Genomic DNA, 13,319 nt, shown 5'->3' with positions numbered 1-13,319 from the left:
TCAGCGTACTTAAACTTTCGAGGGCTTACTTATCGCCTGTTTCGCAACTTGCCATACTTGTTCTTTCACCTTTGCGGCATTAAATAATGCTCTAAATTCGGCAGAACTAGCAAATTGCAGTTGGTTGATCTCGCGTGACTCGCAGGTTAGCTGGAAAGCGTTGGGTTCAAAAGGCCATGGATCTACCGTCAGCGAACCATTTTCAAGCTCGAACAACTGGTAGACTTTACCATCGGGACCAGTACTGATTTCAATACCCCTTTGCTCAGGCTGAACCTGTTGCTGGCATAGCAAAAGCGAAAACGCATCACACCACTCCAGCAGGTAATAGATCCTTTCCACCTCTTCTTTTTGGAGCCCCAGTTCTTTCCGCCAGCCGGCCTGCAGCTTTCGTTGTTCTTCGAGAAATTTTTGTAGCTGGCTGTTTTCTGCTGCTTCTTTCCGGTACAGGAAATCCATATGTATCGACACCAGCAAGGCAACATAACGGCTTTTGGTTATGCTAAGCATAGCCATCTGTTCACAATGTTTGGGATCATACTGCTTCATAGAAAAGTTCAAAGGTCCGCCTGTTTCCGTAAGCAAATTCTCGCCGTCAAGTTCAACTTCTGCCTCATCGTGATCGGCAATAGCGATCAGCGTTTCCATCCATCGCTCCGGCCGCTCCTTTTGCTTCCAATGCATTGCAATTTGCGCAGCCAATAAGCCATGTGCTCTTTGCGTTACAACCTCCCAGCCAGTACTCTTATAGTTTACAACCATATATCAGAATATTACTAAGCCGGAATTAGAAAAACTTTCCCGACTTAATTTCTGAGATCAATATTGTGCCAGCTGCGCTACGGTAGCGGGCACCAGTTTTGTATCCGGTTAGTTATTGCATCATTAAGATATATACTGCCCATGCTTTCCATAGCGAAGAACTTTAAAAACCTTAAATGGATCGGGGCTGCAATATTAATTGTTGTAGCCATCATCCTCATCTATACCAGCGGGAGTAAACAAAACACCACACCAGATACTATGGGCATATTAATCATCGGACTTTTGCTTGGGGCGGTTATTATGTTTTTGGTTTGGAAATTAGCCAGTAAAAACAACCAGGCTGTTGTAAAAGAAAATTCCCACACGGTTGTAGAGAGCATGAGAAAAGTTTTTAAAATTGTATTTGCTGAAGGCCATTTTAATGAGCTGTATAATTTTGAAGAAACCAAAAAAGTGTTTGGATTTATTCCTTCAACCAAGCGCGCATTGGTGATTATAAAAGCGAAGGTTTTAGTTGGTTACGACTTTCAGAAATGTGTATGGGAAGTTGATGAGCAAAATTGTAAAATCAAAATGGTTTCCTTCCCCGAGCCGGAAATCCTAAGCATAGAACCAGATTATCTTTACTACAATTTTGATGAAGGCATTTTTAACCTTTTAAGTCGTGATGACCTCACCCGGATACAGGCCAACGGAAAAAAACAGGTTGAACTGGCCGCGATAAAAAGCCACTTGCCAAAGATTGCTGCAGATCAAATGCGCACCATCCTTACTGAAGTTGTACAGTCAAGAAATTGGCAACTGGAAGACGGTTATAAGATTACCGAACCAGATATCAGGGCACTACCGAATACGACCCAGGCCTAACTGATCTAACTCTCTGAATGCAATAAAACTCTTGACCCTGCCATTGAGACTCTATTGATTATTACCAGCTCCCGCTTGTAGTTCATTTCATCCTGTAGCTTATTACCGAACATCGTGAACACAACGATTTTAGTGCGTTTGTGAAAAGTTGCATTTGTAATTGCATTCACATGTTGGGGGTGTTTATACAAGTTAGCAGACCCTTTCCCGTAGATGATGTAGGTGCGAGGTTTCTGCCCGACGATGTATACTGCAGATGATACCAAACATTCCAATCCAACGATATCGAAGTCCCTTAAGGATTAGCCAACCTATGTGGTTTACATAAACAGTAACCGAACAGTTTGCTCAACATAAACTGCTTTGCAGAGATAGCTGAATCGGATACAAAAGCTGTTTATCAAAACCCCAACAACAGAACGGTTTGGTTTAGTTTAATCAAATTTATTAAGCATGCACATCACATAAATGTGTGATCTTTTTCTTTCCGGAATACTTTAAATCGCATGAAAACTTAAGAAATCAAACAATCCATAACAAGCTCTCCTATAATTACGCCATTAATCCCTGCTTTCGTGCAATTCATACAGCGATTTGGTAAGTATAAACTCAAATACATAAATGTGTATAAAACGTCGATATAGATTTGTTCAGGTTAAAACAAACAACATGAACAACATTATCGACGATCAAATAGCGGATATAAAACGCACCACAAACGGCAAACGAATTCTTTTTGCCTGTGTTCCGGCCGATGGCCACTTCAACCCACTAACGGCTATTGCAGTTCATCTTAAAAGCATCGGTTACGACGTCCGGTGGTATACTTCAAGAGAATATGCAGGAAAATTAAAGAAGCTGGATATCCAACATTATCCATTGGTGAAAGCACTTGAAGTTACCGCGGAAAACGTAAATGAACTTTTTCCCGGACGCATGAAAGCCAAGAGCATGGTTGCAAAACTCAATTTCGACCTTGCTCACTTTTTCATTGAACGTGCCCCTGAATACTTCGAAGACATCCAGGCCATCCACCGGGTTTTTCCTTTCGACCTGATGATTGCAGATTGTGCATTTACTGCAATTGCTTTTGTTGAACAGAAAATGAAAATTCCTACGATTGCTGTAGGTATTGTTCCTCTGATGGGAACCTCCAGGGATTTGCCACCGTATGGATTGGGTATGGTGCCCTCCTATACTGCACTTGGCAAGTTAAAACAAGCAGCCCTTCGTTGGGTTGCAGCAAACATTCTGTTTAAGCCATCGAATAAAGTGCTGGAGAAACTTTGTTCAACTTATGGTTTGAGCTACGAGGGCCAGAATGTTTTCGATTACAACCTCGATAAAACTTCGCTGTTGCTGCAAAGCGCGACCCCCGGTTTTGATTACCAACGTAGCGACATGGACCCAAAGGTTCACTTTGCGGGTCCCCTGCTTCCTTATTCCGCTCCAGCCACTTCGAAGCCGTGGTTTGATGAGCGTTTAAATAAATATCAAAGGGTAATCCTGGTTACACAAGGAACCGCGGAGAAAGATGTTTCAAAGCTAATTAAGCCAACCCTGGAGGCATTCAAGTACACCGATGCACTGGTAATTGTTGCAACAGGGGGCTCCTGCACAACTGAACTTCGTGCTCAATACGCGAAAGAAAATGTGATCATCGAAGACTTTATTCCTTTTAGTGAAGTAATGCCGTACGTTGACGTTTATATTACAAATGGCGGATATGGTGGCACATTACTGGGAATTGAAAACGAGCTGCCGATGGTTGTAGCAGGAGTGCATGAAGGCAAAAGCGAAATATGTGCAAGGGTTGGTTACTTTAAGTTGGGGATCAATTTAAAAACGGAGAGACCCATACCACTTCAACTTAGAAAAGCGGTAGATGAAATCTTCCGGAACCCGGAATACAAAAACAACGTTAGCCGTTTGGCGGAAGAATTCAGACGCTATAATGCAAACGAACTGGCGGCCACAAAGGTTAAAGAATTAATTGCCGCAAGCAAGCCGCACCTGCAGCAAAAATCCACTCAATCGGTTTACTAGAGCCTACTTTAACAAAGGGCAGCCTCACATCAGTTGAGGCTGCCCTTTTCGTTTTTATAAACAAATTGTTTACTGATTGCCAACGTATGGAATTCGGTTGATCAATCCCTTGCTCTCCGTAGAGCTATTGCAAGTGGAGGCTTTTATTAGGAAAACGCAAACTTAAGGCGTTCAAAGCCTAGGTTGACAGCAGTTCCAGGAGAATTGCTTTTACCTCCAACATAGCCTGTTTGCCCTGCAGCTGTTTAACGCTTGCTCTCATGCCGCCTAATTTACTTTCGAGTGCACGTTTAGTGGCTTTTAAATTTATTCCGAAGCCGTTGGTATGCTCATACCGCATTACCGGGTGGTACCTTGGATGCTGTTTAACCTGGTACAGTTCGTTCTCAAGTTCCTTTACCTGTTCTCTTAATGCACGGTTATACAGCTTAATCTTTTGGTGGCTTGCTGATGGGTTTTGCTTCTTTGCCGTTTCCATCCATGTGATCTCAAGCGAAAGCATGGTGTGCAAATCGTTGTTGTTATAAGCGGTTGTTAATTGCTTCATTAGTGTTTCCTTTTCCACTTTGCGATCTTCATCCTGTTCCAGATCCGGGTGTAGCATTTTTGCAAGTTGTTTGTACATGGCGCTAAGGTTTGTTGTCCTTAATTGATTTAAAAGGCTTGCTTTTCTTTTTTGCTGTGTATGCGCCTCATTTGCTTTTGTTCTGCGATGTTCACCCGCCGATTGTTCAACGTTTTCCTGTATTTCACGTACCGTTGCAATGAGCTCCTCTTCGCTCATGTCTTTGTGTAACTTCTGCAAGTCTACGTCGTAACCCATCCTGTGAAACATAGACCTGATTTCCGACTTTACGCGTTCAAACTTTAGCTGCAATGCGTCGTCGTCTGTAAATCCATTTAGTTCATAAAATATCTGGCCGAGTTCCGGATCCAATTTCTCCTCAAATAATTGGATTTGATCAAGTTGATCAATGAGGAAGTCTTTAAGCATTCCCTTTTCATGCCGGGAGAGCGATTTTGTGTAACGTGTAAAAGGAACCAGCAGGCGCACAGCTTCCTTTTGCATCTCCAACAGTTGTTGTTCAAGTGGATGGATATAGGTAGCATAGAAAGTGAGGCCGTCACTTAAGTCCTTTTTTACTTTAGCCAGTTCGGTGCGCAGCACATCTATTTTCCTGATCAGCCGGTTGAAATTCTGTTGCTCCTTTGAAAGTGACTCACCATTTTGTTTAACAATAACCAATGCGTTATCTGCCGGCGGCTCAGGTTTACGGGTCTTATCAGCATCCATGTGCTATTCCTCTTTTTATCGAAATTACCATTTCTGCTTTTGTGCCCGGATTGATATATGCGCAAGAATTTGTTGAACACTTATACTACACTGCTAACGATAGCGTGATCACGGGATTTCCAAGACATTCCAGAAATGAATTAAAGGGCTAAAAACGGACTTGGTATCGTGGGCTGACGACATTGCGAAGTTTGATAAGATCGGGATCTGGTATTATTCACACCTTGTTTGAATTGCTTACTTGGCTGTTCTTAAAACAGATGTTTTCCAGATTCAAGGTGGCGGCGGAACACCTTGTACAACCAAGTCGTGTTTCTTCCCTGCTGCCATAAGAAACGGCCGTTGAACCGAGCGTGGCAACGGCCGTCAAATCGCAGAATCGCTGCTGGTCACCAAAAAAAAACCTTGATAGCATGTTGTGCTAAACATACATTTTACACCCAAGCATATAAGCCTGGTGTCGAGTGCAGGACTCCACATCTTCATCGGAACGACCAAAACCATTAACTGTGTTAGAATAGTCTTTCATCAGGCGGCTTAACGCCTGCATCCCGCAGGTAGATGGTTGTTTGTCCGCGGTGATGTGTCTGGTGTTCAAATGCCTTCATAAACCAGCTCAGGCGGGTGGCAGTATAGGGCTTGTCCATAGTAAAGGTGTTCGTTTTCATGAGATCGCCGGTTGTAGTCTTCTTCAGTGCCTCAATGGCATCGTCATAGGAGTGGTTGACAAAGTACATTACCGAGTCGGCCGATTGGGCAGACTGAATTCTTTCAAGTTGGCGGCCACTGAAATTTGGACTTTCGCCCTTTGCAAGCGATACCAGGAAGGCGTTGGCCTGCACAATGTGGAGCAGTTGCTGGGCAAAAGTGCGCACACTATCGTTAGCCTTTAGGCTGTATTTGTCTGCCGGCATCGCTTTCATATAATCAGCAGTATAGGCTTTTGCCCGTTCCCAATCTTTCACAAGGATTGCTTTAATGGAGTCGCCCGGAAAAGTTGTTTGGGAAAAGCTTTTTTCTAACGGACAAACAGCTATCAAAACCGACAGGGTGAATGGATAAAGAATGCTACGCATGATTGATTTTTTTGATCAAAATACAAATTTTGAACTTGGGATGCAATGTTCAACAACAATAGTATGCATGCAGGACTGCCGAAAGGCTAATCAGGCGTAAGCACTGAAATCTGATAATGAATTTAGCGTTGAATTGCTCCGTTGCTTTTTGAAGGATAGCGCATGTTGCTGAGCGGGAGCCCCGTTAAGTTGAAGCAAACCAAGTTGCTAACGCAGCATTACCAGCACTAAACGGGTTACGTGGAGTATATCTGCGTTTCGGTTAACGGTATCCGGCCGCCTGCAAATGAAACAGTTCCGCATAGCGTCCGTCAAGTTCCAGCAAGTCTTCATGACTTCCCAGTTCGATCAGCTGGCCTTTCTCCAGCACCAGGATACGATCGGCCATACGCACTGTTGAGAACCGGTGCGAGATGAGCACGGCGGTTTTTCCCCTGGTAAGTTCGGCAAACCGTTGAAACACTTCAAACTCTGCACGTGCATCAAGCGCGGCAGTAGGTTCGTCGAGGATAAGCAGCTGGGCGTCGCGAAGGTAAGCGCGTGCAAGGGCAATTTTTTGCCACTCACCGCCCGAAAGGTCTACCCCTTGTTTAAAGCGCCGACCAAGCATTTGATCATATTTTTCATGAAGGGTTTCAATCAATGGATGTGCAAGGCTTTGTTTAGCAGCACTCACGATTTCGGGCCGGTTGTTCTGTTCGGCAATATTACCGACGGCAATATTCTGCGAGGCTGTCATCTGGAACCGGAGATAATCCTGGAAAATGATGCCGATGTTTAACCGTAGCTGTTCAAGGTTGTATTCGCGAAGGTCCTTGCCATCGAGCAGTATCCTGCCCTCGCTGGGGTCGTACAACCGGGCGAGCAACTTTACCAGGGTAGTCTTGCCCGCACCATTTTCGCCAACGAGTGCGATCTTTTCACCAGGGTGCAGGGTGAAGTTTAAATGCCGGTTTGCCCACTTCTCGGAATTTGTATATTTAAATCCAACATTTTCGAAAGTGAAACCTTGTTTGATCGGTCGCGGAAAGGGCAATGGATTTTCAGCAGCAACGATCTTTGGTTTGATTTCGAAGAATTCAAAAAAGTCGCTAAGGTAAACGGCTCCCTGGGAAACACTGGTAAACCGGATGAGGACTCCTTCAAGCAGCCCACGTAATTGCCGGAAAGAACCCGCCAAAAAAGTAAGATCTCCGATGGTGATGGTTCCGCTTACGGCGCGAACGATGATGAATACATAAGCACCGTAATAACCGGCACTACCCAGCATTGCCAGCAATGCGCCCCATACCGATCGCCGGATGGCAAGGCTTTTATTGTCCTGGTAAAATTTTCCCGACAACGTCTTGAAGCGGCGGATCAGGAAATCGGACAGGTCAAAAACCTTTATCTCCTTAGCGGTTTCGTCGCTGGCACCGAGAAAGCGCACATAATCCAGCTCGCGTTTTTCGGGGGTTTGCCGGCGACTGAGTGCATAGGTTTTGTCGTTGAAATAAGCTTCGCCCAAAAAGGCGGGAATGATTGCGACCAGCAACAGTACCATCAGCCAGACATTAAACACCAGCAACCCTGCAGCCAGGAAGCCCATTGTAATGAGGTCCTGCACCTGCTCGAGCACCTGCGACAACAGGATGGTGCGCCCAACGGTCTGTTGGCGTGCCCGCTCCAGCTTGTCGTAAAATGCTGCATTCTCGAATTGGTCGAGGTCAAGGGTGGCTGCATGTCGCATGATCTTTATCGAGGAGTGATTGGAAAACAGGTCGCCAAGCAGGCTATCCATCAGCGTGATCGCGCGGGCAAGACTGTCGGATGCGATTGCAAGTCCAAACTCGAGTGCAAGAAGTTCCCACAAATAGCGGTGCGACTCGCTCCCGGGGTTTTGGCTCAGCGAAATCACCTCATCAATAATGAGTTTTCCAACATATAAAATGGCAAGCGGGGTGGCAGCGCGCACAATCCGCAGGAGCGCATTTACAATCGTCATCCACTTGCTGGTTTGCCAGACAAGCTTAAAAAAAGCCGGAAGGTTTCTGAGTGCTGCAAGGCGATCTTTAAAAGACAGCTGCTCATTATTGGTGATTGGTGTAGTGGTGCGTTTAAATAACCGCGTAAACAATGACATCTGTGAAATTAGCAACTTTGATCCTGATTTCCGGTTGGCGGGCGTAGTGGCTGTGTTTTGGCTTCTTCACTATTGCGAAGATCGCCTTTCGTTTGGGGTTTTTATAGCCGGCATTTGCGGATCCCTTACCTGAACACCGCATTTTCGTACACCTTAACCAACTCCCGTCCCATCCGGTTATTTCAAAAACCTCAGCAGTTGTGCGAGTGGAGCAAGCAACCATAATTTTGTGTCATCCAATTATTCTTTAGCCGTTTTAGAAAAGCCATATCCAATTATTCAAAACCACTGTTTTGATGTTGCTGCTGAAAACCGGTAGCAACCGAAACGAAAAAAGCTTGGTCCCGCGTAACTGCGGGATTTTTGTTTATAGAAGCTGGTACCGTTCGCCGTGCATTGGAACCCGGATTAGATCCTGGTCTCTTGTTTGCAGATAGAAACTGCTGCAGTGTAATTTGGTGGGGCCGTCAGGTACTTATGCATACTGCTCAGCGGTTTTTAATAAATCTGTTATCAGCTGTGTTGGCTGATACTTCCAGTAAGCTTTATCGCAAACAATGATGAGCTCCTTTTTTGCTCGGCTAACAGCCGTATTAATCAGGTTTAGTCCCTTTGATCGTGGCGAGGTTGAGTCTACAAACCATTTATCATAGGTATCTACCACACTTAGTATGACGGTTCGCCATTCCCTTCCCTGGGATCCGTGCACGGTTAATATCCTGAGATTGCTACGGTCATCAGGTAGGTATTCGCCCAGCAATTGCAACTGTTTGGAATACGGGGTAAGAATTACATAGTCGTCGTGATCTAATCCTGATGTGATTTTTTTAATCGCGTAAACTTCATTGATACTTATCCTGCTTTTAGCACCTTCTTGTTTTTTTGCATCTATAACGCTTATGGAGGTTTGGTCTTTTCCGGCTTGCGAAATAAAGTCATTTTCATAAACGTGCCTGCTGAGTACCGCAGCCAGATTAGGTCCAAAACGAAAAGTTGAGTTTAGTGCCGTCCTTACCATGATGGTTTGAGTACAAGGCTGATTTTGCAGGTACTCATTTCTAACTGCATCTAAATTTTTAAGAAATACAGACTCGAGGTGAATAGCGGACTGAGACCACAAAAAAGTGTTGTGAAGTTTTTCGTTTTGTTGTATGTCTGTGTCATTTATCTCACAAACGGGTGGCAATTGTTTATGATCTCCCAGGAACGTTACAGGAGTGTCGTTGGTAAAAAGTGTTAGCGCCTTTATCATGTTAGCATACCCCGCTTCATCTAAAAAGAAGTGATCCACCTTTAGTTTCTTATCCAGGAACCTTCCAATATAACCGTCTAATGTACATGCAATTACATCGGTTGATTTGATACGCTCCTCGGTAGAAAGTTCCTTTATGCTATCGTATGTTTGCTTTAAATCTGCCAATTGTTGCGTTAGCTGTTCAACAGTGTAATGGCGGTATTCAGCATATATGTGTTGGTCTGCCGCGATGGATGCTGCTTCTTGATTAACAAACCGCTGTAGTTGTTGCTTTATTGGCGCTATGTTTTCCAGGGTCATCTCCGGTATCACATCGGCACCTGCCATGAGCAGACTTATATACTCTTGAATAGCCTGCAATTTCTGATCTATTGCTTGCCGGATGTCCTGTTTCTCTATGTCTAACTGTAGCTTGTTGTTATACCCGTTATTTAAATATTCATCTAACTGCTCTTTTTTAGTTGTAACATTAAGATATTCGATTTTTAGCGTTGCTAGTGGGATCCGGGTGTAACGCGACGGCGCAAACAACTGCTTAATTGTTTTCATCAGCGACCATCCCGAATGATCGACGTATTGAATTTGTCTTTGAATTGCTGTGAGCTCTTTGTCGACTTTATTGATTTCAAGCTCTGTTTCCCTGATATAAGCATCCGAGATTTCCAGCCTCTCGCTTATAATATCTAACGTACTTTTAAGCACAGTGAGCTTGCCGATCTCAGACAGGTAAAAAGTACTTTGTTTTAGCAGGTTTACCCGGGTCAGCAGGTTGATTGCTTGCTCAACGATACCGATTTGTTTATCTAATGTGGTCAGCTTACGCTGTGTACTTTTTTCTTCGCAGACTTCTGGATATTCCTCAGCAAACGTTTTTGACGGCGTTCCGAGGCGCAGAAACCTGGTGCGTTGTATACCTGCTAAATCTGACATCTCGAGCACTCCTCTCAAAACCTGTTCTATTGCATTATTGGTTGGTGCGAGAATAGCTACTCTTTTGCTGTGGCTTAAATAGTGCAGTAATGCGTATGATAAAACAAATTGCGTTTTACCTGTTCCCGGCGCGCCCCATACATATGAGAATGGGTTGGTGAAAATATTTTTAATTGAAACCTGTTGAACAGCAGATGGTTTTTTTGCTACGTATTTGATATTGCCGAGGCTTTCTTTTAGCCTCGATGCTTTTTGAGGTAGCGCCAGATCTGCACCATTGACCTCATACCACTTCTTTACCCGTTCTATAAGAAACTTTAGGTCAGAAACGATCTTAACATCTCTGGCTTTGAGATTAACGAATTCAGCTTTAAGCTCTTCCGCTGGTTTTATAACGAGGATGTTTTTGTCGCCGTCGTACTCAATTACCTTAATGGGTCCAATACCATAAGTTTTATTAGCGTGGCTTAGCTTGAAACTAATGGTTTCGGTATCAAACAGCTTAGCTGACAATCGAAGCTTGATTATGACGTCAGGATCGGGTAAGTATTGTAAGTCATAAACATCGACCTGTTGCATCCCTTTTTCGTTCTCTTGAAGATACTCGTAGTAAGCCTTTGCGCTTTCTATGCAAACATGTCGTATTTCGTCGGCTGTCATTTGTCGTTGATTGATACACGATACCAGCACACATTACCAACTGGTGATCATAGTTGAAGATTACCGTGAAACGGTATACAAGTTATAAAATGAGAATGAGTTTATACCCTTCAGCAACCACCAATTTTGATGTCTTATGATTGCAGATTTGCGGATGGCGGATTTGCGGATGGCGGATTGCGGATTGCGGATTGAGTTAGGTATTTAGGTATTGGGTATTGAGGTATTAAGGGAGAGCGGACTGGTGGATTTGCAGATTGAACCGCAGAGAAGAGGAGAGGATGCGCAGAGGTGGTTGATTGAAGTTAATTGGGTAATCCAATTTGCAGATGTCGAATTACGCATGTGCGTATGCGTATGTCCTGAGATACTTACGAGGAGACTCAGGTTGGCGGCTTACCGTTGTAAATAAAAAAATCCCGCGGTTAGGCGGGATCAATCTTTTGTGTTTTGGTTGCCATTGGTTTTCAGCGGCAAAGGCAACACGTGGTTTTAGATAGTTGGATATGGTTTTTCAGAAAGGCTATAGGGTAATTGGATAGGACAAAACTACGGTGCATTGTAGTGTGTATATGAGCGTTGAAGTTTTTGGAATGACCGGATGGGACGGGAGTTGGGTGGTATTGCCGTATTAGGTATTTCGGAGTGGAGAGAGGTATTGAGGTATTGGGTACTGAGGTATTAAGGGGGAAAACGATTCGCGGATTGCGGATTGAGTTAGGTATTTAGGTATTGGGTATTGAGGTATTAAGGGAGAGCGGACTGGTGGGTTTGCAGATTGAACCGCAGAGAAGTGAGAGGATGCGCAGAGGTGGTTGAATGAAGTTAATTGGGTAATCCAATTTGCAGATGTCGAATTACGCATTTGCGTATGCGTATGTCCTGAGATACTTACGAGGAGACTAAGGTTGGCGCCTTACCGTTGTAAATAAAAAAATCCCGCGGTTAGGCGGGATCAATCTTTTGTGTTTTGGTTGCCATTGGTTTTCAGCGGCAAAGGCAACATGTGGTTTTAGATAGTTGGATATGGTTTTTCAGAAAGGCTATAGGGTAATTGGATAGGACAAAACTACGGTGCGTTATAGTATGTATATAAGCGTTGAAGTTTTTGGAATGACCGGATGGGACGGGAGTTGGGTGATGGTATTGCCATATGACGTATTTGCGGATTGAATTAGGTATTGAGGTATTGGGTATTGGAACGGTTGAAACATTTTGATCTAGAGATCATTGCGAGGAATACACTCGAACAATGAAGACTGGAAGATCATAGTCTAGTCAAGTTCTGCAATCCATTCTTCAATATCCTTTACCACAAGTTGAAGCCATCCCCATAAACTATCAAATCGCTCAATTATATCAAACCCGCTTGACGTCCAACCATGGATCAAATAAACGGACTCTACAACTCCGTTTTCCAAGACTTTGAAACATGCGAGATCATCATTATCCTGGCGCTTCGCAAAAACAAACAATTTTTCTTGGGAGGAGTTACTCCATTTTTCATTCGCCCAAAAGCAATCGCCAGGTAAAAGAAAAAACCAAGGCTCAAGTTGCGAAAACGCTTTGAACCCAACTAGTTGTTTGTTAATGATCCAGTGGTAGCTTTTAGGTAAGATTATCTGTTTGTTTACCATTTTAGATAACGGGTTTTGGAAGCTTTGGAGGAGTTGTGGTTCCTGTTGGAGGTAGTGGAGGCGTTTGTGTGCTTGCCCGATAGGCTATCGCATCGCCCCATGTTTTTGAATTTCCAAACCTTCCGGCCATTTCTGATGGAAGGGTCTCTGATAATTTATGAATTCGTGCAGGTATTTGGGTGATGCCAAGTTCGAGAGCGACTGCAGCTCGAGTATGATCAACTGTCACAAGTCCGACGGGTGTTTCAACTACATCAATTGGGTCACCTTTGTATCCATTAACTTTCATGCTTGCTCTCATTACATCTGCTCGCCCCCGCCCGCCGGCAGTTCGTTGAGTCCAACGAAGATTTTTTAAGTTGATATATTCGACTCTTGCACACTCACTCAACCCCCACACGTCCACCCCACTGTTCACATCCTTCACATATCCATACAACTGCATCCCACCTGCAAGCCCGATAGGGTCCTGGCTGAGGTAGATGCCTTCATCGGGGGAGTAGTAGCGAAAGCGGTTGTAATATAACCCGGTTTCTTCATCCTCGTATTGTCCCTGGTAGCGGAAGGGACAATCTGCTGCTTTGCCCTCGAGCTGAGTCCGGATCCGGCCATAGATGTCGTATTCCGCTGCCCACGTTCGCTCACCCTCCCCATTATACACCTCAAT

At 44.3% G+C, this 13,319-nt stretch carries 9 protein-coding genes; 2 read left to right on the top strand and 7 right to left on the bottom strand.

Features of this window, described 5'->3' with window-relative positions:
• Positions 1-9 precede the first annotated feature (9 nt).
• Entirely contained in the window at positions 10-762 is a 753-nt protein-coding gene (locus EXU57_RS22615; RefSeq protein ID WP_133270544.1) for a DUF3891 family protein, read from the bottom strand.
• Between the two features lie 141 nt (positions 763-903).
• Between EXU57_RS22615 and EXU57_RS22610 the strand changes: the two genes are divergently transcribed.
• Together EXU57_RS22610 and EXU57_RS22605 are read left to right on the top strand one after the other, a co-directional pair.
• Positions 904-1,632: a DUF4230 domain-containing protein gene (locus EXU57_RS22610; RefSeq protein WP_133270543.1), complete on the top strand. Its 729-nt coding sequence runs from the start codon at positions 904-906 to the stop codon at positions 1,630-1,632.
• Between the two features lie 669 nt (positions 1,633-2,301).
• Positions 2,302-3,678 carry a glycosyltransferase gene (locus tag EXU57_RS22605; RefSeq protein WP_133270542.1) on the top strand — a complete coding sequence of 459 codons (1,377 nt, stop codon included), beginning with the start codon at positions 2,302-2,304 and terminating at the stop codon, positions 3,676-3,678.
• 178 nt (positions 3,679-3,856) lie between these two features.
• Here the strand turns inward: EXU57_RS22605 and EXU57_RS22600 are convergent, their stop codons facing one another.
• From EXU57_RS22600 to EXU57_RS25845, 6 genes are all read right to left on the bottom strand, one after another.
• Complete coding sequence (locus EXU57_RS22600) at positions 3,857-4,972, bottom strand: hypothetical protein (RefSeq protein ID WP_133270541.1); 1,116 nt, start codon at positions 4,970-4,972, stop codon at positions 3,857-3,859.
• Positions 4,973-5,484: 512 nt separating this feature from the next.
• A complete protein-coding gene (locus EXU57_RS22595; protein ID WP_133270540.1) occupies positions 5,485-6,048 on the bottom strand; it encodes a DinB family protein in 564 nt (187 codons plus the stop codon).
• Between the two features lie 262 nt (positions 6,049-6,310).
• Positions 6,311-8,170 (bottom strand): ABC transporter ATP-binding protein, encoded by a 1,860-nt coding sequence (locus EXU57_RS22590; protein ID WP_165958247.1) that lies wholly within the window; start codon positions 8,168-8,170, stop codon positions 6,311-6,313.
• Positions 8,171-8,645: 475 nt separating this feature from the next.
• The gene (locus tag EXU57_RS22585; RefSeq protein WP_133270539.1) at positions 8,646-11,015 is read right to left on the bottom strand and encodes a DEAD/DEAH box helicase; all 2,370 of its coding nucleotides are present in this window, start codon (positions 11,013-11,015) and stop codon (positions 8,646-8,648) included.
• A 1,274-nt stretch (positions 11,016-12,289) separates the two neighbouring features.
• A complete protein-coding gene (locus tag EXU57_RS22580; RefSeq protein ID WP_133270538.1) occupies positions 12,290-12,652 on the bottom strand; it encodes a hypothetical protein in 363 nt (120 codons plus the stop codon).
• A 1-nt stretch (position 12,653) separates the two neighbouring features.
• Positions 12,654-13,319 (bottom strand): RHS repeat-associated core domain-containing protein (locus EXU57_RS25845; RefSeq protein WP_207955581.1); only part of this gene is annotated, 666 nt, incomplete at its 5' end.

The organism is Segetibacter sp. 3557_3, assembly GCF_004354985.1.
Lineage (GTDB): Bacteria > Bacteroidota > Bacteroidia > Chitinophagales > Chitinophagaceae > Segetibacter.
This window is presented reverse-complemented; position numbering and strand designations above follow the sequence as displayed.